Source organism: Gluconobacter cerinus (genome assembly GCF_002723935.1).
In the GTDB taxonomy this organism is placed as follows: Bacteria; Pseudomonadota; Alphaproteobacteria; order Acetobacterales; family Acetobacteraceae; genus Gluconobacter; species Gluconobacter cerinus.
Genome location: NZ_BEWM01000001.1, coordinates 85,382 through 106,832, shown reverse-complemented (window position 1 = coordinate 106,832; position 21,451 = coordinate 85,382). Strand labels below are relative to the sequence as shown.

Here is a 21,451-nt window from a genome sequence, read left to right as displayed (position 1 = left end):
TATGGCCGACGAAAAGACAGTCCCGCCTGCTGAACTGAACATCCTCGACCCTATTCTGGAGTTGCTGGATGCTCGTCCACGCTTTGATGGCAGTGGCTTGGCCTCTGTCCGTTATAATTTGCGTCTAAATCCGGGTGACTGCGCCCTGATTGAATGTCGGGATATGCAGCAGGCCAGCCTCTTTGCCGATATGTGTGTCGGGCTGGTAGATCTGGATGACGGGATTGCCCGCTGTATGGGGCTTGAATGGTCTGATCTGGATGAACGCCGGGCTGCGGCCTTGCGGGGGCGGATCGGGCGGATGGTGGCCAATGGCGGGTGGATCGACCTGTATGGCACTCACATGAACATTCTCTGGCCACAGCTGCATCATACTCGGGTGCCCGAGGAACGGTTGATGCAACAGGCCGTGCAACTGGGAATGCAGTTTGGTCTGCCCGGCCTGCCAGTTGTTTCTCCGGGCAAACTGTCTCCTCTGGATCGTTGCCGCGCTGATTGCGTGCGTGCGTTTCTGGGGGAGCCTGCACTTCTTCTGCTGGAAAATCCGATGGGAAGTGCCAACCCTCCGCTCATGAACGCTTTTCTGTCCGCTTTGACGGATGCGCGTGACCGGGGCTGTGCTGTTGTCTGGCTTGCTCCGAATGACAGCGGCTGGGGAGCGTATGAAGCGGATGCGACCATTCGCCTCCGACTGTATGATGATGGACTGTTTTCGATGCGAGGGTCTTGATGTTTCGCGTACGCCGCCCTGACACTGCCCGCCCGCTTTTCCAGAACCGCTATGCGGATGAATGGGTGGGATTGCTGGTCCTTGTGACCATCGTCCTCTTTGCTGTGGCGGTGGCAGAAGCCGGCTTTCTCAAGCAGTGGCTGACACCCGAGAAGAAAATCCACTTTGTCCTGCCGGAAACCGGCGTGGCCGGGCTGGCTATTGGTGACGACATTGAGATCATGGGCGTGCATGCCGGTGAAATTCGCCATCTGGATTTGAACAGCACTGGCCGCATGTATGCCGAGGGCTACATCGAGCCACAATTTGTGCCCTTCATCCGTCAGGATAGTGCCGCGGTGATCCGGCATCGTTTCGTGGTGGCCGGTGCCAGCTATATCGAGTTAGGCCGTGGACGTGGGGAAGACATGGACTGGGGCTATGCCGTGCTGAACGCAACGGTAGAGGCAAACCCGGCAGACGTGATCACCCAGACGGTTACGGACCTGAGAAACAAGCTCGTCCCTGCAATGGATAGCGTTCAGGCCATTACCAGGCAGGTCAACGACATGCTGACGGACATGCGGGCTGGCAAGGGCACGGTTGGCGGGCTTCTTTCAAAGGACGATACTCTTCAGAAAGCCAATCAGGCGCTGGAAAATCTTACAGAAGTTATCGCCCGCCTTCAGCCGATCGAAAAGCAGCTTGGGGGTGTCATGACCAAAGCTGATGGCACGATGGACAATGCCAAATCGGCCACGGACAGCCTTCGCAAGAGCATGCCGCAGGTGCAGGAAACGATTACCCATGCCAGTGCCGCAACGGCCCAGCTTCCTGCGCTCATCACGCAGGCGGAAGCGAGTGCCAATAGTCTCCGCAAGCTGACAGATCAGCTCAGGGGCCTATGGCTGCTGGGTGGTACAGCGCAGAAAGCGCCCAGTCATCGTCTGCCAGCGGAGGCTGTCCGTCCATGAAGCGTATGATTCTGCTGTGTCTTGTCATGGCAAGTTGCTCGTCTGTGACGAAGGGGCCTGATCAGGATCAGGCTTATGAAAACGCCATGGACACCGGGCGGAGCGCTTTTGAGCTTGGACATCCAGACCAGTCCGAAAGTCAGTACCGTGCGGCGATGGACCGTGCCCTTATCCGGGATGATGCTGCCCAGATCCATGATGCGGGCTTCAATCTTGCGACGGCCCTGCTGGAAGAAAATAAGCCTGCCGATGCTTTGACAGCGCTCGATCGCACCGGAAAAGCCCTGAAGCTGCGTCAGTACAGTCAGACCAGTGAGCTGGAGCTTGTCAGAAGTGCAGCGCTCTATCGGCAGCATGACCTGACGGGTTCTGAGGCATCCGCGCTCGTGGCGCTTCAGTCGCCTGATGTGGGCATTCGCAATCGTGCGGCTTATCTGGCTGGTCTAGGGGCTTCGGATCAGGGTGATACAGCGCAGTTGACCCGCATGGAAGCGTTATTGGCTCCCTCAAAAGAGCCTGCTGCCATGCTGGACCATCAGGATCTGGCGGCGCGTCTGGCACTCCTGAATCATGCGCCAGCACTTGCGCTGGAACAGGCCATGTCCCTGACACAGAAGAGACGGGATGCGCAGGATTATGAGGGAATGCGGCGTGCTCTGCTTGTCGCGGCTCAAGCTGCTGAAGCACAGGGTGACATGAACACCGCCGCCGCTTTACGACAGCAGGAACTCTCAAGCCGAAGCGTGCAGCAGACTGGCCATGTGGAGAAAGCTTCCATCACGGTCTCTGCTGTAAGTGCGCCTGCGGCAGCCATTCGCTGATCAAGGAAAATTTTTCCGTCATTGCCAGAGCCGCCCCTCTCATTCGATAGTAACGGAATCGGAATGAGAGGGAGAGAAGATGAGGCCTACATCCAGGCGAATGGTTCTTGGGTCTGGAGTGGCCTTGCTCGCTCTGAGGCTGACGCGCAGGAGTCAGGCGCGTCCTTATCGTCTTCCGTCAGCCGCCGTGATGGCTGTGGATCGGTTGCGCCCTCAATATCATCTGATTGCCCCTGATGGGTGGATGAACGATCCTTGCGGCCCGGTCTGGGTCAATGGTCGCTATCACATGTTCTATCAGTGGGGGCCGGACAAAGCTGCGTTTGGAAACATTCACTGGGGCCATGCGACCAGCCCTGATCTCGTTCACTGGCATCACGAACCCGTTGCGATGAGCCCTGTCCCCGGGGGACCAGATGCCCTCGGAGTTTTCAGTGGTTGCGTTGTGATCGTTGAAGATCAGGCGATCGCTTTTTACACGGGGATTGAGCCATCCGTGCAGTGCACGGCGACATCTGATCTTCAGATGATGCAATGGAAGCAGAACCCCGTCCCGGTTCTGTCTGAGCCTCCGCCGGGATTGCATGTTGATGGATTTCGCGACCCGCTCGTCTGGAAGGATCACGAGAGATGGCACATGCTGCTCGGCGCCAGCGTTCGGCAATCCGAGTTTGGTCCGGGTGGCGTCATTCTGAAATACGATAGCGAAAATCTGAAAGACTGGACCTATCGCACTGTTTTCTATGGCCCCACGCATCAGGCTGGCTCTTACGACGATGCCATGGAATGCCCGGATTTTTTTGTGCTCGGTGACACTTGGGTTCTGATCTACTCGCTGGGCAGTACTGTTTATTATGCCTCAGGCATTTACAGCGAAGGCGCATTTCATCCGCGCATTATTCAGCCGCTTGGATATGGCTCGTTCTATGCCGGACGGACCATGTTAGATGAGCACGGACGGCGCGTTCTCTGGGGTTGGGTGCCTGAAAAGCCTGAGCGCAGTCATGGGGCCATGGAAGCGGGCTGGAGTGGTGTCATGTCTTTACCGCGGGTTCTTACGGCTGACGGGGATGCGGCTCTGCGTCTTGCACCCCATCCCAATCTGGCAGCGTTGGAAGGCCCGCATTTCCGCCGACTCACGCCCTCATCCTGGGCCGCTCCCGATGGACCGAATGGCCGAATTCGTCTGACCTTTATCGGAACCGAGGCCGGGCGCCTGACATTTGGAGGGGAGGGGTCATTTCTGGAGCTTGATTACGATCCATACCGGCCCGGAAAAGAATTGATGGCCAATGGAGATTCCGCACCCTTGCCATTGGCCGCCCGCAATATGCTGGATATTTTCGTAGATGGTTCGGTCGTGGAAATTTTTACCTCTTCAGGTGTCTGTCTCACGACCCGGGCTTATGGAAATACGAATGTGGCCTTCAAGTTGTCTGTGGAAGGAACATTCCGTGAGGCCGTTGTTTCTGCCTGCGCGATGAAACCCATTTCTCCAGATCGCCTGACCAGTAGCCCGGTCTGAACATTCAGGCCGAGGCTCTTGCTTCCACTTCGATCAGGGCCAGACCTTCAGCGACAGAGACGAATTCTGATCCGCCATCGACGCGGCTTTCACCAAAGCGATCCGTGAACAACTTCCGAACAGCCGGAACGAAAGACGTGCCGCCGGTGAGGAAGACATGATCGATATCGTCAATGCCGAGGCCTGTAACGTTCAGGGCATCGTCGATGGCGGCTGCGAGTTTTTCCAGATCGGGTTTGATCCAGCTTTCGAAATCTGCACGCGTGATGGTCTGTTCGATTTTCAGATCCCGGTGGCTGAACTTCAGGACCGTGCTGTCGTGCCGTGAGAGATCGCTTTTGGCCTGACCAATCGCCCGATACAGGTTCTGGCCTTCCTGATCTTCAATCAGACGCAGCAGATTTCGCAGCTTCTGCGGATCGGAGGCCGTTTTTGCGACGTCTGCAATGCTGCGAAGGGTTTGAGGGGTCCGCATCAGGGACAGGCGATGCCAGCGCCCGAGGCTCGCATACCATTCAATAGGGACGGGAAGAGGCTGCCCACCCATCACCCGATATGTCGTGTCCCGACCAAGTGCGGGTGCGACGACATTGTCGATAATACGGAAGTCAAACTGGTCTCCCGCGATCCCGACACCGGAATGACCCAGTGTGACGGTGCGCGGTGTGCCATGGGGGTCAAAGCGCATGACAGAGAAATCGCTTGTGCCGCCGCCGAAGTCTCCCACCAGCACGGTTGCTGGTGCATCCAGTCGCTGCATGAAGCGCCAGCCAGCCCCTTCGGGCTCAAGCACGACGTTCGGCTCAGTAAAACCTGCCTCGACAAAGCTTTCCTTCAGGCGCTTCACACCCAGATCGTCATCGGCCAGTTCACCCGCAAAGCGCACGGGCCTGCCGATCGTTGTGCTGACCTGCTCTGGTGTAATGCCGGCTTTGTCCATCAGGGAACGCAGGAACCGGGCGATCAGGTTCTGAAGCGTCATGGTTGAGGCAAAAACACGTGTTTCGCGGAATGAGCCCTGAGCCAGATAGGTTTTCATGGACATGATGAGGCGGCTTTCTGCCGGATCATCCAGATAGGCTTCGATGGCATCAAGCCCGATAGCGTCCTGAAGAACGCGTCGATTGCCCTCCTGATCCATCCAGAGACAGAGCAGGGTGCGGCAGGTTTCGGAAGACGGGCTGTCAATGAAGTTGAAGATGGCAGGCTGCGTGTTGCCCTGTTCATCTGCGATGACGACGACACTGTTGGTCGTTCCAAAGTCGATGCCGACGCGAATTTTTGGCGCTTTAAGAGGTTGCGTCGTCATTTTGGCTGGTCCCGTCCCGAATTCGCGAAGGGCGAGGGTTTAGGAAAGAACGGCTACGAGGCCAAGGGAAAAGTTGAAAAATGGCTTCATGGAAAGCGCAAAATGTCAGAGCGCGCTGTTTTTTGCTTCATCGTAAAGACGTTGAGAGTCCTGAATGTCAGCCATATGGGTTTCAGCCCAGTGCGTGAGGCTCGAAACAGCCTGGATCAGGGTCTCTCCGAGAGGCTTGAGGCTGTATTCAACAGTGACGGGCACGGTTGGATAAGCTTGCCTTAAAATAAGCCCGTCGCGCTCCAGGTTTTTCAGCACCTGAGACAGGATTTTCTGCGAGATCCCATTGATGTCCCGCTTGAGGGCATTGAAGCGCACAACGTCATTCTGAAGGCGGTCCAGCACCAAAAGGGCCCATTTGTCACCGAGCCTGTCCAGCACCATGCGGGTCGGACACTCTTTCGCATAGACGTTGAAACAGAGGTTTCGTGCCGGTGTGTCTGGTTTCTGCGAGGTTACCATGTGTCTTGAAAGTGCCTTCTTGTCCCGAATTTTTCAGCGTAATACCAGAAAGAGTGCTGGTTTCCAATGGATACCACGTATCGCATTGTATGTTTGATCTCTTGGTTCGAAGGACAGGAACGATGTCTAAAGTCTTGGTCGTCTATCACTCAGGGTATGGGCACACCAAAATGGTGGCGGAGCATGTGGCTCAGGGAGCTGAGGCTCAACTCGTGGCAATTAGCGTGGATGGTGAAATTACCGAGGCAGAGTGGGCCGCACTGGATGACGCAGATGCCATCATCTTTGGAACGCCAACCTACATGGGGAATGTGAGTTGGCAGTTTAAGAAATTTGCAGACGCCACGTCCAAAATTTGGTTCACGCGCGGCTGGCAGGACAAGGTATTCGGTGGCTTCACGAACTCTGCCAGTCCGAACGGGGACAAGCAGGTGACGTTGATTACGCTGCAAACACTTGCATCCCAGCATGGTGGCATCTGGGTGAGTTTGGGAATTCCGCCGTCCAACACTCTTGAGGCAACGAGCGGCGATCCGAACAATCTGGGTGGCTCAGTCGGGCTTCTGGCGCGCGCTCCAGCAAACGCGGGTGTCGATGGTGTTCAGAAGGGAGATCTGCTGACGGCTGAGCGCTATGGCCGTCGTGTGGCTGATATTGCGGCGCGTTTAAAAGCTTAATCAGCAATGTGTGGGGCGAGGCGCTGCAAACAGCATGCCTCGCCCTTGTTGGTTAGGACAGAGCCGCTTCGTAGGCAGCAACGTCCGGAACGGCAGGACGTAGCGTTCCCATTTCTGCTTCAGACTGAACCATCGGCGTCATGCCCAGAGCGGACAGAAGCTGACGGTCGCGGTGTTCAGCAGGGTTTGGCGTGGTCAGGAGCTTCTCGCCACAGAAGATGGAGTTGGCACCTGCGAGGAAGCACAGAGCATGTGCCTCATCCGTCATGTTTTCACGCCCTGCGGCCAGACGGACATGGCTTTCCGGCATCATGATGCGGGCCGTAGCGATGATGCGAACGAATGTGATCGGATCGACCGCTTCAGCTTCACCTAACGGTGTGCCTTCAACGCGAACGAGCAGATTGATGGGCACGCTCTCGGGATGCTTCGGCAGGTTGGCGAGCGTCATCAGCAGGCCAGCGCGGTCGGACAGATCTTCGCCCATACCCACGATTCCGCCACAGCAGACATTGATGCCGGCATCGCGCACGTTAGAGAGCGTGTCGAGGCGCTCCTGATACGTGCGGGTGGAGATGATGGAGCCGTAGAATTCCTCGGAGGTGTCGAGGTTGTGGTTGTAATAATCCAGCCCGGCATCCTTCAGGCGCTGAGACTGTACAGAGTCCAGCATTCCCAGCGTGACGCATGTTTCGAGACCAAGGGACTTTACGCCCTCGATCATCTCACAAACGGAGTCGAGATCGTGGTCCTTCGGGGAGCGCCAGGCAGCACCCATGCAGAATCGGCCTGCGCCTGCTGCCTTTGCTGCACGCGCCTCGGTCATCACCTTTTCGACGGCCATCAGACGCTCAGCCTTAACACTTTTTTCGTGTCGGGCGCTCTGCGGACAGTAGGCGCAGTCTTCGGGGCAGCCGCCTGTCTTGATCGAAAGAAGCGTGGAAATCTGCACTTTTGTGGGGTCGAAATAACGACGATGCAGTTCCTGGGCGCGGAACATCAGGTCCGGGAAGGGAAGGTTGATCAGCGCTTCAACTTCAGCGCGCGTCCAGTCGTGGCGGACGTCTGGCTGTGTCATTTTCTGAGCCGTCACGGGGCTTTCTCCAACGTTGTTGCTTCACACCTACCCAAAATGGCCCCGGCGTGTCATCTCATCGTCATGATTATGAGCCGGAAAACGGACGAGGCAAAGCGATGAAACACTGGCGTATCGAGCAGATGGACTGGGATTCCTTTGATCCATCCCGCGTGGACCCGGATATCATTCCTCTGGTGAAGTCTGCTTCAGTCGTTGAAAAGAATGGCTTGGACTACGCTGAATATCTGAGACACGTCTTTGTGGGAGACCCGGATTTCAGCGCAGCAACAGCCAACTGGGCAGTGGAAGAAGTTCAGCACGGAGATGCTCTGGGCCGCTGGGCCATGCTGGCAGATCCGAGCTGGGACTATGAAGAGGCGTTTGAGCGCTATCGCGCAAGTTACAAGATTGATGCAGACGTCGATGCGTCTATCCGCGGGTCCCGCACGGGCGAACTGATCGCGCGCTGTATGGTGGAAACGGGAACGTCGTCTTTTTACACGGCACTGGCGGATGCGACGGATGAACCCCTGCTGAAAGCTATCTGCAAGCAGATTGCCGCCGATGAATACCGGCATTTCAAACTCTTCTATGATCACATGCATCGCTATCTGAAGCGCGAGAAGCTCAGTGTCTGGGCACGGACGCGTATTGCTCTTGGGCGTGTGACCGAGAGTGAGGACGATGAGCTGGCGTCCGCCTATCACACGACCAATGAATCCCCGGATATGCCCTATGATCACAAGCGCTGCATTGCGGCTTACATGTCCAAAGCCATGGGATTCTACCAGCAGAAGCACATTGATCGTGTGACGGCGATGATCTTCAAGACAATCGGCTTCACCCCGCATTCCCGTTGGCAGAAGCTGGCAGCGAATGGGGTGTATCGACTGATCCAGTGGCGTCGCAAATCGTTTCAGCGCCAGATTGCGGCCTGACGGTTCGTCAGACTTACGGAAATTCACAAGACGGAAGGGGCCATTTCGTGCCATGAAGGGCTGCATTTTCTGTCTTGTAACTGGAGCTTGAGAATGGACGTTCGACCACTTCTGTCCCGTCGCTTTATCTGGGGAGCAGCTGCCCTTCTGTCCATCGCAGGGCTGTCGCAGGGCTTCTCAGCCAAAGCAGATCCGTACTCGTTGCCGATCGCGACATCAGGCCCGGTGACGAGCGATACACCGGCAGCCGCAACGGTGGCCTCCCAGCAGCTTGCCCGACAGGTCGGATACGCGCAGTTTACGGCGGCGGACTGGCATGTTGGCACCGTGCGGCACATGGTGATGTTCCGGTACAAGAAGGACGCCACGACGGCACAGCGTGCAGAAGTGTCCGGCCGTTTTCTGCATCTTGCGCAGGACAGCCGCCGTCCGGACGGCCGCCCGGTTGTGGTCAGCATTGAGACCGGGTTCCAGAATAGTGGGGAAGGTGTAGAGGGCGGCCTGCAGCAGGCGTTCCTCGTAACGTTCCGCTCTGAAGGGGACCGGAACTACTATGTTGGCAAGCCCGTGGTGACAGATCCGGCGTTCTTTGACCCTGCCCATGAGGCCTTCAAGGAATTTGCCGGGCCATATCTCGATAAGGTCATGGTCTTTGATTATGACGTGCTGGCTGTCTCCGTACCGGCTGACAAAGCACGCAAGACAACCTGCAAAAGCGGGAAGTAACAAAAAGTCTCCGTTTGTATGGACGGCCTTTTGACGAAATGATCTTTTATGCCTCATGCTACGGCGATCGCCAGAACATGAGGCATAATGTGAAGACTACAGTTTCTGTTAAACGCCGCCTGACGCAAGGTGCGAGTGTACTTGCGCTGGCTATGGGCCTTACAGCCGCAAATGCACAGGCCGCCGGTTACAATTCAGGCTGGGGCTTTGATGAAGCCGGCATGAATCACAGCGTCAAGCCGGGCGACAATTTCTTCGAATATGCCAACGGCACGTACCTCAAGAACCTGAAAATTCCAGGGGATATGAGCAGCTATGGTCCGTTCCGTATTCTGTACGAACTGTCCATGGAGCGCCAGAAGGCGATCCTGAGCGAAGCACAGAAGCACGTTTCTGCCGAGCCGTCTGATGACATGGGCAAGATCGGCACCTTCTACGCCAGCTATCTGGACCAGAAGGCCGTTGATGCTCTGGGAGCCAAGCCGCTTGCTGTGGATCTGGAGAAGATCCGCAAGGTCAGTGATGCCAAGAGCCTGGCAGAAGCGTTTGGTACGTCCCTGAACTCCATGGCGTTCTCAACGTTCCAGATTGGCGTCGAGCAGGATCAGAAAGATCCGGAACATTATATGCTGATGCTTGATCAGGGCATGAGCATTGGCGTCAGCGGTGGGCTAGGCCTGCCCGATATCAGCTACTACACAGACCCGAAGCTTGCCGACAAGAAAAAGGCCTATCAGGCTTACGTCGCGAAGATGCTGACGCTTGTGGGCTGGGCTGATCCAGCCAAGAACGCGCAGGCCGTTGTCGATCTTGAAACGGCGCTTGCCAAGGTTGAGATCCCCCGCGATCAGACGCGCGATCCGCTCAAGCTCTACAACCCGATGACGGTCACGCAGTTGCAAAAGATCGCTCCAGATTTTGACTGGGTCACGTTCCTGACGACTGCAGGGCTTCCGGCCGAAAATATTGCCGATCGCAAAGTGGATGTGCGCGAGCCGGATGGCATCGCAGCCATGTCCCGCGTTCTGAAGAAGGCTGATTACAGCATACTTCAGGCCTGGCTAGCCTTCCATCTGGCAGATAATGCCGCAGCCTATCTGTCGCATGATTTCTCTGACGCGTCCTTTGACTTCAACAGTCGCACGCTGTCGGGCGTGGCGCAGCAGTCTCCGCGTTGGAAGCGTGCGACGCGCGTGACCAATGGCGCCATGGGCTGGGCTCTGGGCAAGATCTACGTTGCCCGTTATTTCCCGCCGTCAGCACAGGCTCAGATTACGGAGCTGGTGCAGAAGGTGAAGTCCTCCTTCCATGATCGGCTTGAGCACAACACATGGATGGACGAGCAGACCCGTAAGGCTGCTCTGAACAAACTGGATCACTTTGCTATTCAGGTTGGCTATCCCAAAAAGTGGTGGGACTACAGCAACCTCGTAGTTCGCAAGGGCGACGTGTATGGCAATGCTGTGCGTGGCGCTGCGTTTAACTGGCAGCATGAGCTGAACAAGCTCGACAAGCCGGTGGATCGTGACGAGTGGGGCATGACGCCGCAGACCGTGAACGCTTACAACGATCCGACGATGAACGAGATCGTTTTCCCGGCTGCCATCCTTCAGCCGCCGTTCTTCGATCCGAAGGGCGATATGGCTGTGAATTATGGTGCCATTGGTGGCGTGATCGGTCATGAGATGAGCCATGGCTTTGACGACCAGGGCCGTCATTATGATGAACATGGCCGCCTGAATGACTGGTGGACCAAAGCATCTTCTGATGCTTTCCAGAAGCTGGCCGATCGTCTTGGTGCACAATATGACGCGCAGGAACCTCTGCCGGGCACGCACGTGAACGGCAAGATGACCATGGGCGAGAATATTGCGGATTCTGGTGGGTTGAACCTGGGGCTGCAGGCTTATCATGACTCTCTGCATGGCAAGCCACAGACTACCGTTCATGGCCTGACGGGCGATCAGCGGGTCTTCTTGGGTTGGGCGCAGGTCTGGCGTGAGAAGGATCGTCCGGATGCGCTGCGCCAGCAGATGCTTTCGAACGAGCATGCCCCGGCCGTAACGCGTGTGAACATGCCAGCGCACAATATTGACGCCTGGTACGATGCATTCGGCGTAAAAGAGGGCGACAAGCTCTATCTGGCCCCGGATCAGCGCGTAAAGATCTGGTAAGGGTCGTGACAAAATGAAGCGTGAGGCTTATCCACGGTCTCACGTTTCAATTTTCTGACTGACGGACTGCCTCATGACGCAAATGACGATCGGCCATCTGTACACCTCGCTTCATGCCGGGTGTGCCAGTGCGGTCGCCCGTGTTCTCGAAGCGCATGAGGTGGACGTCGAGTTTGTGGACCTCGACCCTGAAGATGTGGCGGAAGCCATGGAGCAGGGCGAAGTCGATCTTCTGGTTTCTGCCTGGTTCCCGCGCGATGAAAAATTCGCTGGGCCTGGCTTTCGTGTCATCGGGGATCTGTATCAGCCACAGATTTCGTTTGCTGCGCTGCGTGTGCTCGGTCCTGTCAATGCGCTGACATCAGCCGAAGTGGATCGAGTGATCGTTGCAGAGGACAGCCGCGAAATTCTTGAAAAAGCACTCAAGCAGCTTCCAGCCCTTTCTTCCCTGCCGCTTGAAGTTGTGGGGGAGGCCGCTCTGATCGGTCGTCTGGAAAAGGCGCAGGCAGACGGCGAATCTCCGCTTGTGGTCGCCACTCAGCCACACGCGGTGTTCCACACCGCGTTGCTGACGCTGGTTGAGGACCCTGACAAGCTGCTCGGCGGGGAAATGTCTGCGCGCATGGTTCTGCGGGAAGATGTAGCCCGCAAGGCAGACACGGATCTTCTTGACGAATTGTCCGAGATGATGCTCGGCAACAAGGTCATGAGTGCGCTGGATTATAATATCGGCGTTGAAGGGCAGGACCCTGATGATGCTGCGGAAGCATGGCAGCGTGGACGCCTTATTCCGCGGGATGCCTGAGGATTTCAAAAAAGGGCCGGATTTCTCCGGCCCTTTTTTGTATCTACAGCCTTAGCGGTAGACGAGGCCGCCATCGATCAGGATGGACTGGCCAGTAATGTAATCGGAATCTTTGCCCGACAGGAATGCGACGAAGCCAGCAACGTCGTCTGCTGTTTCGACCCGTCCGAGAGCGATGCCTTCAACATACTTCTTGTAGGTTGCGCCCAGTTCAGCACCGGTAATCTCAGACATGCGCTTGTCGATCTCGACCCACATATCCGTTCCGACGATGCCCGGGCAGTAGGAGTTCACGGTGATACCGAAGGCTGCCAGTTCTTTGGCGGCCGACTGCGTCAGTGCGCGAACTGCGAACTTTGTGGAAGAATAGATCCCGAGAAGGGGAAAGCCTTCATGGCCAGCGATGGAGCAGGCATTGATGATCTTTCCCTTCTTGCCGGTCTCTTTGAAAATGTTGGCTGCAGCCTGAATGCCCCAGATTACGCCCTGAACATTGATACGGTAAATCTTTTCAACTTCTTCCTGGGTCACGTCCAGAATAGGCTTCACCTGGCAGATGCCGGCATTATTGACCATGATATCGAGGCCGCCCAGCTGGCTGGAGGCTTCTTTCAGGGTCTTCTGAAATTCATCGCGATTGCTGATGTCAGCCGTTAGAGCGATAGCACGTCGGCCAAGAGCTTCAACTTCCTTGGCGGCTTGCTGAACGGTTTCCTGTTTGACATCCAATAGAATGATGTCAGCTCCTTCGCGCGCCAGACGAAGAGCGATGGCCTTGCCGATACCTTGAGCCGCCCCGGTTACAGCGGCAATTTTACCAGAAAGAGACATGCAGAAATTTCCTCTCTCTTCATGCGCCACGAAATGTGGTTCGCACGAATGGTAAACGTCTTCTGCTTTCAGGCTTTGATTTTCCACAAAAAAAGACATGTTTTCGAAAATAGGCACGCAAACGTGTTTCATGTGAAAGAAATATTACATGAGTAATTTTCTAAATTAACGATTTTGTAGATATTTGAATATTAATATAAATCGTATTTCACTTTATTAAGTATTTTTACTTTAAAATAAATAATAAAAAATATTTTAATTATTTTATATTTGTGAATTATTAATCAAATTTACGAGAAATTCTAAAATGTTAATTACGCTACAATGCTCCGTCGCGTAGGGATTTTGCATGCTCACTCTGGATCGGGCGCAATTCGTTTCAGAGGTCGTGATGTAACATTATTCCTGTTCAAATAGGGGCGCCAGATTTGCATCTTCGTGTGCTGGGTTATGCTCTGAAAAGCTCATGGTTCGTGTGGTTTTTCAGTATTTTCGTATCGCTGCCTGCTTTTGCTCAGGTCATGGACCGCGATATTGGATCTGCGCCAAGTCAGTTGGTTTCAACGCCTCTTCCTGTCCATGCATCGCGTGAAACAACCGTGGCAGCATTTTCCCATCCCGAGGCTATCGTCTCCAATCCCTTGTCAGGCTGGCTGCGTAAGCGTGGCATCAATTTCCTCGTCGATAATACGAATGAATTTGCCGGAGCGATAACGAAGCCGACGCGCGGAACAACGCCAGGATTTGAAAACTACAAGCAGGGCGCGAGTAATGCGGGCCAGTATGCGATGCAGCTTGATGTGGACTGGGAAAAGCTTGCTGGTCTGCGTGGTTTTGCGACGCACATGATTACGGTGGGGCGATACGGTACGACGGCCAATCGCATGTTTGGTGACTGGCTCAATCATGCTTCCGAAGATTATGGCGGTGGCGGAAATGTTGTCGTGCATTTGGTCTATATGTACGGGGAAGAAACGCTTTACGGTGGGCGTCTGGCGATCGCCGCTGGCCGTATGTCAGAAATTTCAGATTTTGCGGCGAGCCCTTTGTTCTGCAATTTCCAGAACGGTAGTTTCTGCGGTCGTCCCAAAGGGATTACGGACACGAATTTTGACGCTGGCTATCCTGCTGCGACCTGGGGATTTCGGGTTCGAGGACGGCCGGTGCGGTCTGTTTATGTTCAGACAGGGGTGTATCCGATCGAAAACGGGATTTACCAAGTCTATCAGCATCGAACCGGATTCAAATTCAATGGGGCCAATATCATCGGGTATGCGGCACCGATCGAAACAGCCTGGGAGCCGGTTTTCGGGCATGGCACCTTGCCGGGCCATTACAAATTCGGTGCCCAGCTCTTCAGTACGCCGCAGACTGACAACTATTACGATCTATATGACGGTTCTTATGCAGAAAGCGGACTTGCGCATAAGAAGCGCAGCGCGTCTTGGTCAACATGGGTCATGCTGGATCAGCAATTGCTGCACTATAGGGCAAAGGGCTCAGGCCTGACGGCGATGACGGGGCTTATTTACAATGATCCTCATACGTCCCTGCGCCGGTATCTCGTTTATGGCGCACTGATTAACCGCGGATTTCTGACGTCTCGACCCTACGATACGCTCGGATTTTCTCTGACCTACACCAAGATTGCGTCTGGTGTGAGCCGAAGTGAAGCTGCGCTGATCCGTAAAGGGCAATCACTCCCCAATCATGCGACAGGTGTTCAGCAGGACGCGGTCGTGATGGAGTTCAACTACGCTATCCATGTTGTGAAGGGTGTGATTTTTACACCTCTGTTTGAGTACTACATTCACCCGAATGCCCAATACAATCTGCGGGATGCCGCTCTTTTGGGGTTTAAGAGCCATATCCAGTTTATGTGAGAACTCTTTCTTGCGTTGTATCTGAAAGGCGCGGGGCAGAATTTTTCAGGGGGCGGCAGCTTGGTTCTCTTGTTGGTGGAAGTGCGTTAATAAATCGTTACTGACATGGCGTAACGGTAGAAGAATGACCCACTCCGACAGGACGGATGCTGTTTTTGAAGCCTTTCACGGGCTTGCGGATGAAGAATGGCTGCATGTTCTGGTCTCGTCCCTTGGCGGATACGAGGTGCGGGGCGTTCGGATGCCTGAGTTCCCCCCGGATGATCTTCAGCGTGAAATTCATGGACATCATGGGGAGGTTTCCATTCATGAGGCGCATGTCTTTTATCGGGAAATAAAGGCGTATTGCGCCTACGCGGGAAGGCCTTTGAGGCCTGAGACTTCCGTTCTTGATTTCGGATGTGGGTGGGGGCGGATGGCGCGCCTTTTCATGAAGGATGTGCGATCACAGTCCCTCGTCAGCGTCGAGCATACGGACCGCTTTCTCATGGCAGCACGGCGCGCCAATCCATTTCTTCCCTTTTTGCAGGCCGGACTGGTGCCACCATTGCCGCTCGTGCCCGGTACGCTGGATCTGATCACGTCCTGGTCAACATTTTCACATCTGGATGAATTTCTGGCCGGCCACTGGATGAGGGAGTTTCATCGGCTTCTAAAGCCAGATGGATTGGTTGTCTTTACGACGCAGAGCCGGCGGTTTCTGTCATTTTGTGCAGAGCAGCGCTTGCGTCGTGCTTCTGGAATGCAACTGGAGCATCCATGGCATGAAGCCTGTGCAAACAGTTTTGTGGATGAAGCCCAGGCGAATTCACATTTTGAAGCAGGGCGGTTTCTGCATGCCGCGTCTGCAAAGCGCCCTCAGCCTCAGGCGCATTATGGAGAGGCCATCATACCACGGAACTATATTCTTAAAGCTTGGGGTGGGATGTTTCGCCTGATCGAATATCTGGATAATCCGGTAAGGCTGCCGCAGGTTCTGATTGTTCTGCAAAAAATTGAATAAGACATCATTTGTTGTAAAGTAAATTCATGACCTATCGTCTTCTGACGGGATGTTTCATCGCATTCCTTTCCTGTGTCGGGCTTCACGAGGCGCGCGGTGCCTCCGAGGAGCATCTTATTGTCGCTGGCCGACATGACGTGCGCGTTGCGACATATCAGGACATCGCACGCATCTATGAGCGGTTTGAGCACTTCCCACAGGCGGCAAAAGAGGGTCTTTCGCTCCATTTCACAGGCGAGTTGCTGCCTGACCATGATTACCCCTCAAAAGCGCGGCTTATGGTTCATAGCCGGGATGGGGATATCCCCTTGTTCTTCGGCCAGGACCGGGACATGCATTTCCCGCTGACAGACCGCCTGAAGGCAGAGAACCCGCCAGTCCTTCAGACAGAAGCCATCGGGCATAATGTCAGAACGGAGCTGTCTCTGGTGGTCGCGTTGCCTGCGCCGCAGACATTTACCGGCACAGAGGCCCGTCACTGGCTTCGTCAGGTCAATGCGTGCATCCGTGATCTGACGGGTGCGATCCTGTCCTGGTTCATGCCGGATGCTCATCGGCTCAAGATAGATATTGCTCCGGGAGCGAATTTTGAGGCGGTGACGAGCGGCACCGTGCGGGTGCTGGCGTCAAACGTGAGCAGAGAACCAATGACTATTCTGCTTCGGCCGCAGGACTATGCAGAGGATACGGTATTCCGTTCCAGCAAGCCTTTTGGTCGTGTGCGGGTTAAAATTCCTGGTGAGGCATACGTGACATTCACACCTGACAGATAACGCAGAATTTGACAGATCGCGTGTGAAACAGCATCACCCTGAGCCTGTTTTTCATGCCAGCAGGGGGATCCATGTCGGTTCACGCTTTTGTCTTTCCGGGTCAGGGCAGTCAGTCAGTCGGAATGGGGCAGGCCCTGCATGATGCCTTTGCTTCATCCCGCGCCGTTTTTCAGGAAGTTGACGATGCCCTAGGAGTGCATCTGTCAAAGCTGATGTTCTCCGGCGAAGCGGACGAACTGACAAAGACCGAGAACACGCAGCCGGCACTTTTTGCCGTATCGCTCGCTGCTGTTCGTGCCCTTGAAACCGAAGGTGGCTTCAAACTGGCAGACAAGGCCGCTTTGCTGGCGGGTCATTCTCTTGGAGAATATTCTGCTCTTGCTGCTGCTGGCACGCTCGGTATTGCTGAAGGTGCCCGTCTGCTGCGTCTGCGCGGTCAGGCAATGCAGCGCGCTGTTCCTGCAGGTGAGGGCGGCATGGCAGCCCTTCTCGGAGTTGAGGCTGAGCAGGCGCAGTCCATCTGTGAAGATGCCGCCGAGGGACAGGTCCTTGAGATCGCCAATGATAACGGCGGCGGCCAGATTGTTGTGTCTGGACACATGGATGCCGTGGATCGCGCCATTGCCCTTGCCAAGGAGCGTGGCATCAAGCGGGCTGTGAAGCTTCCGGTCTCTGCGCCGTTTCACTCGTCGCTGATGGCGCCTGCCGGTCGTGAAATGGCCGAAGCGCTGGCAACGGCTACACTGAATGCGCCGAGCGTCCCGGTTATTGCCAATGTGACTGCTGCGAAGGTCACTGATCCTGATGCGATCCGCGACCTTTTGGTGAAGCAGGTTACGGGAACGGTCCGCTGGCGCGAGAGCGTTCAGGCCATGGCGGCCATGGGCGTGACAAACATGCATGAACTGGGAGCTGGCAAGGTGCTGTGCGGTCTGGCGCGTCGTATTGCTCCTGATCTTGCCACGGACAATGCTGGCACACCTGCTGAAATCGAAGCCCTGCTCAAGGCTCTGTAAGGACAACGAACCATGTTCTCTCTTTCTGGCAAGATCGCACTCGTCACGGGTGCATCCGGTGGCATTGGTGCAGCTATTTCCCGTCAGCTTCACGCCCTTGGCGCAACGGTTGTTCTCAGCGGCACGCGTGAAGCGGCTCTGAAGGAACTGGCAGACAGCCTAGGTGAGCGCACGCATATTGCAGTTGCTAACCTGTCGGATGCGTCTGAAGCTGATGGTCTTGTGGCTAAGGCTGAAGAAGTGGCCGGGGCTCCGCTGGACATTCTGGTGAATAATGCGGGTCTGACGCGCGATACGCTCGCCATTCGCATGAAGGACAGTGACTGGTCGCAGGTCATGACGGTGGATCTGGAAAGCCCGTTCCGTTTGGCCCGCGCTGCCCTTAAGGGTATGTTGCGCCGTCGCGCTGGCCGCATCATTTCCATCGCGTCTGTTGTTGGAACGACAGGAAATGCGGGTCAGGCTAACTATGCAGCGGCAAAGGCTGGCATTGTTGGTATGAGCAAGTCACTAGCTCAGGAGGCCGGTCCTCGCGGTGTGACGGTCAACGTTGTGGCTCCTGGTTTCATTGAAACGCCGATGACGGATGTGCTGTCTGAGGGTATCCGCGAAAAGCTGGTTGGCTCCATTCCGCTCGGTCGGATGGGAAACCCGGATGACGTGGCTGCGGCAGTGGTGTATCTGGCTTCTGACGAGGCTGCTTGGGTCACGGGAACGACCCTGCACGTCAACGGTGGCATGGCCATGGTCTGAGACGCTTGGCGTTTCAGGTCAAAGCGTGCTAATCGCGCGCTGCTTTGCCCGGTCTGATGAAGGCCGATGTCCGGTTCGGCCGGTGGCAACGCCTTTCCGAAAGGAGAGGTGGCCTGCGCTGGAAGCCCTGATGGGTTCCCGGACTGGCAGACGGCAATACGAGTTTTTTGTAACGCCCTGAACGGGCAGAAGGAACAAACAGATGAGCGATATCGCTGACAAGGTGAAGAAGATCGTTGTCGAGCACCTCGGCGTTGAAGAAAGCAAGGTCACGCCGGAAGCGTCTTTCATTGACGATCTGGGCGCAGACAGCCTCGACACGGTTGAGCTGGTCATGGCTTTCGAAGAAGCTTTCTCCGTCGAGATCCCGGAAGATGCAGCCGAGAAGATCGCCACCGTCAAGGACGCGATTGACTACATCGAGAAGCAGAAGGCTGCCTAAGGCGCTTTCGGGACTGGTCTAAGGCTGGTCCCATCCCGCCTCGATTACCAGAGGCGGATACACGGAGCGGTTTTCAGGCCGCATCGTATGGTCGTTTACAACGTGAGACATGAGGCATCGATGAGCGGAAATGCAATCAACGGAAGACGCGTCGTCGTTACCGGAATCGGTGTTGTCAGCCCACTTGCGGTGGGTGCGGAACTGACGTGGAAGCGTCTGATCGAAGGGCAGTCCGGTATCGGGCGTATTACCCATTTTGATCCTTCCGAACTCCCTGCGCAGGTCGCTGGTCAGGTTCCTGAGGGACCGACCGAAGAAGGCGGTCTCACGCTGTCTGACTGGGTGCCGGTCAAAGACCAGAAGAAAATGGATCGCTTCATCCATCTTGGTCTGGCCGCTGCCATCCAGGCCGTCGAGGACTCGGGCTGGAAGCCTGAGAACGAAGATGATCGCTGCGCCACAGGCGTGATGATCGGCTCCGGTATCGGTGGTCTGCAGACGATTTATGAAGGTTCCCTGACAGTTTCAAGCGGCAAGGCCCGTCGTCTGTCACCGTTCTTCATCCCGTCTGCGCTTATCAATCTCATTTCCGGTCACCTTTCGATCCGTTACGGCTTCAAGGGACCGAACCATGCTGTCGTTACAGCCTGCGCTACAGGCGTGCATGCGATTGGCGATGCGTCCCGTCTGATCCAGTACGGTGATGCAGACGTCATGATTGCAGGTGGTGCGGAAGCTGCCATCTGTTCGCTGGGTATTGCCGGTTTCTGCTCGGCACGTGCGCTCTCCACCGGCTCCAATGATGATCCGACCAAGGCGTCCCGTCCGTGGGACAAGGATCGTGATGGCTTCATCATGGGTGAGGGTGCCGGTGTGGTCGTGCTGGAAGAGTACGAACATGCCAAGGCTCGCGGTGCCAAGATCTATGGCGAAATCGGCGGCTATGGCTTGTCCGGCGACGCTCATCACATCACAGCCCCGGCTGAAGGTCATGAAGGTGCGTTCCGCGCCATGAAGGCCGCCCTGAAGAACAGTGGTCTTCAGGCATCCGATATCGACTACGTTAACGCGCATGGCACCTCTACCATGGCAGACGATCTGGAACTGGATGCGGTCGAGCGTTTCTTTGGCGACCATGCCAAGAACCTGGTGATGTCTTCTACCAAGTCTGCCATTGGTCATCTTCTTGGCGCAGCAGGTGCTGTGGAGGCGATCTTCTGCCTTCAGGCCATCCGTGACGGCATCGTGCCGCCCACGCTGAACCTTGAAAATCCGGCACGCGAGAGCGTAATCGATCGTGTGCCTCTGAAGGCTCAGAAGCGTAAGGTTGATGTCGCTCTTTCCAACAGCTTCGGATTTGGCGGCACGAATGCCAGCATTATCCTGAAGCGCTGCAAGGACTGAGCGGAGTCGTTTTGATTTATGCCTGAAAGCCAGCCGGACGGCGAAGAAAACAGAAAACCTCTTCTTCCCCCCAAGGCTGGCCGTAAGCTGGCAATCTTTATGGCGCCACTGCTCTTTGTCGCAGCAGCGGTGGCCGGGTACGGTCATTACACTGACCCTGGTCCGCTTCCTGAAACAAAAGCCTTTGTCATTCCCCGCGGTAATAATGCGACGGTTACAAAAGCTCTTCAGGATGACGGAATTCTTTCCCCAACATGGTCCTCCGGAGCCTTCTTCCGGCTGTCAGCCTTCCTGACGCATCGGGATGGACAGATTCATGCGGCGGAACTTCAGTTTCCCGCACGAGCTTCTGTGGCTCATGTGCTGGAAATTTTGCGGCATGGTAAACCTGTTTCCCATCAGTTGACTGTTCCTGAAGGTCTGACTGCGCTCAAGATTGCGGATATTCTTCGCAAAGCACCGTTCCTGACGGGAGACGTTCCTCAAATTGTGGAGGGAAGCGTCCTTCCTCAGACGATTGCCTATGTTCGTGGTGCTGCACGGCAATCTATGGTTGACCGCCTGAAACGCATGATGGACGCTCAGGTGCAGTCCATCTGGGACAAGCGGGATGTGGAAGCTCTGGATGGCCTGATTCAGAACCCGCAGGATCTGGTGACGCTTGCATCACTGATCGAGCGGGAAACAGCCGTACCGACTGAACGTCCAATGGTGGCGCGCGTCTTCCTGAACCGTCTCAAACTTGGCATGCGCCTTCAGACGGATCCAAGCGTCATTTATGGCCTCAGTGAAGGTCTGGGGACGTTAGACCGGCCGTTGACGCATGATGATCTTCAGGTCCCTGGCCCATACAATACCTACCTGGAAACCGGCCTGCCACCGGGGCCAATCTGCTCACCGGGCAAGACGTCTCTTGAGGCGGCGGCACATCCAGCGGAAGGTAAGGCGTTATATTTCGTCGCCACGGGTGAGGGGGGACATAGTTTCTCTGAGACACTACAGGAGCAGGACCGAAATATCCGGGCATACCGAGAAAAAATCCCTGTCGTCCCACAATAAAAAAAGCCCCGCATTTTCATGTGCGGGGCTTTTTGCTG

General features: G+C 55.7%; 21 protein-coding genes. 17 read left to right on the top strand and 4 right to left on the bottom strand.

All coding sequences use genetic code 11. The features are described from left to right. Position 1 precedes the first annotated feature (1 nt). The 4 genes from GCE01_RS00490 (at position 2) to GCE01_RS00475 (ending at position 4,029) form a co-directional block, all read left to right on the top strand. On the top strand, positions 2–730 hold the full coding sequence (locus GCE01_RS00490) for a P-loop NTPase family protein (protein WP_064274077.1): 729 nt from the start codon (positions 2–4) through the stop codon (positions 728–730). Beyond that, positions 730–1,683, top strand: a complete 954-nt coding sequence (locus tag GCE01_RS00485) for an MlaD family protein (RefSeq protein ID WP_099210220.1) — start codon at positions 730–732, stop codon at positions 1,681–1,683. Before GCE01_RS00490 ends, GCE01_RS00485 begins: the two co-directional genes overlap by 1 nt. Further along, complete coding sequence (locus GCE01_RS00480) at positions 1,680–2,504, top strand: hypothetical protein (protein ID WP_099210218.1); 825 nt, start codon at positions 1,680–1,682, stop codon at positions 2,502–2,504. The genes GCE01_RS00485 and GCE01_RS00480 overlap by 4 nt, the downstream gene beginning before the upstream one ends. A gap of 79 nt (positions 2,505–2,583) precedes the next feature. Beyond that, positions 2,584–4,029, top strand: coding sequence for a glycoside hydrolase family 32 protein (locus GCE01_RS00475; RefSeq protein ID WP_099210216.1), 1,446 nt, complete (start codon positions 2,584–2,586; stop codon positions 4,027–4,029). Between the two features lie 4 nt (positions 4,030–4,033). Here GCE01_RS00475 and GCE01_RS00470 read toward each other — a convergent pair whose 3' ends face one another. Together GCE01_RS00470 and GCE01_RS00465 are read right to left on the bottom strand one after the other, a co-directional pair. After that, complete coding sequence (locus GCE01_RS00470; RefSeq protein ID WP_099210214.1) at positions 4,034–5,338, bottom strand: Hsp70 family protein; 1,305 nt, start codon at positions 5,336–5,338, stop codon at positions 4,034–4,036. A gap of 105 nt (positions 5,339–5,443) precedes the next feature. Further along, positions 5,444–5,851, bottom strand: coding sequence for a winged helix-turn-helix transcriptional regulator (locus GCE01_RS00465; RefSeq protein WP_086634094.1), 408 nt, complete (start codon positions 5,849–5,851; stop codon positions 5,444–5,446). A gap of 122 nt (positions 5,852–5,973) precedes the next feature. On the opposite strand from GCE01_RS00465, the gene GCE01_RS00460 reads away from it, so the two are divergent. Then, positions 5,974–6,528, top strand: a complete 555-nt coding sequence (locus GCE01_RS00460) for a flavodoxin family protein (RefSeq protein ID WP_099210212.1) — start codon at positions 5,974–5,976, stop codon at positions 6,526–6,528. Between the two features lie 52 nt (positions 6,529–6,580). Here GCE01_RS00460 and bioB read toward each other — a convergent pair whose 3' ends face one another. Next, complete coding sequence (gene bioB, locus GCE01_RS00455; RefSeq protein ID WP_167386107.1) at positions 6,581–7,606, bottom strand: biotin synthase BioB; 1,026 nt, start codon at positions 7,604–7,606, stop codon at positions 6,581–6,583. Positions 7,607–7,722: 116 nt separating this feature from the next. Between bioB and GCE01_RS00450 the strand changes: the two genes are divergently transcribed. The 4 genes from GCE01_RS00450 to GCE01_RS00435 all read left to right on the top strand — a co-directional run bounded on the left by GCE01_RS00450 (position 7,723) and on the right by GCE01_RS00435 (position 12,249). Beyond that, a complete protein-coding gene (locus tag GCE01_RS00450; protein WP_046899547.1) occupies positions 7,723–8,544 on the top strand; it encodes an acyl-ACP desaturase in 822 nt (273 codons plus the stop codon). 93 nt (positions 8,545–8,637) lie between these two features. Then, a complete protein-coding gene (locus GCE01_RS00445) occupies positions 8,638–9,270 on the top strand; it encodes a Dabb family protein (RefSeq protein WP_099210208.1) in 633 nt (210 codons plus the stop codon). A gap of 14 nt (positions 9,271–9,284) precedes the next feature. Further along, a complete protein-coding gene (locus tag GCE01_RS00440; protein ID WP_099210206.1) occupies positions 9,285–11,444 on the top strand; it encodes a M13 family metallopeptidase in 2,160 nt (719 codons plus the stop codon). Between the two features lie 73 nt (positions 11,445–11,517). After that, complete coding sequence (locus tag GCE01_RS00435) at positions 11,518–12,249, top strand: glycine betaine ABC transporter substrate-binding protein (protein ID WP_099210204.1); 732 nt, start codon at positions 11,518–11,520, stop codon at positions 12,247–12,249. Between the two features lie 51 nt (positions 12,250–12,300). Here the strand turns inward: GCE01_RS00435 and GCE01_RS00430 are convergent, their stop codons facing one another. Then, positions 12,301–13,080, bottom strand: coding sequence for an acetoin reductase (locus GCE01_RS00430; protein ID WP_046899847.1), 780 nt, complete (start codon positions 13,078–13,080; stop codon positions 12,301–12,303). Between the two features lie 455 nt (positions 13,081–13,535). Between GCE01_RS00430 and GCE01_RS00425 the strand changes: the two genes are divergently transcribed. The 8 genes from GCE01_RS00425 to mltG all read left to right on the top strand — a co-directional run bounded on the left by GCE01_RS00425 (position 13,536) and on the right by mltG (position 21,413). Beyond that, positions 13,536–14,963 (top strand): carbohydrate porin, encoded by a 1,428-nt coding sequence (locus GCE01_RS00425; protein ID WP_373321870.1) that lies wholly within the window; start codon positions 13,536–13,538, stop codon positions 14,961–14,963. A gap of 124 nt (positions 14,964–15,087) precedes the next feature. Then, positions 15,088–15,966, top strand: coding sequence for a class I SAM-dependent methyltransferase (locus tag GCE01_RS00420; RefSeq protein ID WP_099210200.1), 879 nt, complete (start codon positions 15,088–15,090; stop codon positions 15,964–15,966). Between the two features lie 26 nt (positions 15,967–15,992). Further along, entirely contained in the window at positions 15,993–16,739 is a 747-nt protein-coding gene (locus GCE01_RS00415; RefSeq protein ID WP_099210198.1) for a hypothetical protein, read from the top strand. Positions 16,740–16,810: 71 nt separating this feature from the next. After that, entirely contained in the window at positions 16,811–17,755 is a 945-nt protein-coding gene (gene fabD, locus GCE01_RS00410; RefSeq protein ID WP_099210196.1) for an ACP S-malonyltransferase, read from the top strand. A 12-nt stretch (positions 17,756–17,767) separates the two neighbouring features. Next, entirely contained in the window at positions 17,768–18,508 is a 741-nt protein-coding gene (fabG, locus tag GCE01_RS00405; protein WP_099210194.1) for a 3-oxoacyl-[acyl-carrier-protein] reductase, read from the top strand. Between the two features lie 202 nt (positions 18,509–18,710). Then, positions 18,711–18,950, top strand: a complete 240-nt coding sequence (locus GCE01_RS00400) for an acyl carrier protein (protein ID WP_007282219.1) — start codon at positions 18,711–18,713, stop codon at positions 18,948–18,950. Between the two features lie 120 nt (positions 18,951–19,070). After that, positions 19,071–20,354, top strand: a complete 1,284-nt coding sequence (gene fabF, locus GCE01_RS00395) for a beta-ketoacyl-ACP synthase II (protein ID WP_064274200.1) — start codon at positions 19,071–19,073, stop codon at positions 20,352–20,354. Positions 20,355–20,372: 18 nt separating this feature from the next. Then, entirely contained in the window at positions 20,373–21,413 is a 1,041-nt protein-coding gene (gene mltG / locus GCE01_RS00390; protein WP_099210192.1) for an endolytic transglycosylase MltG, read from the top strand. Positions 21,414–21,451: the final 38 nt, after the last annotated feature.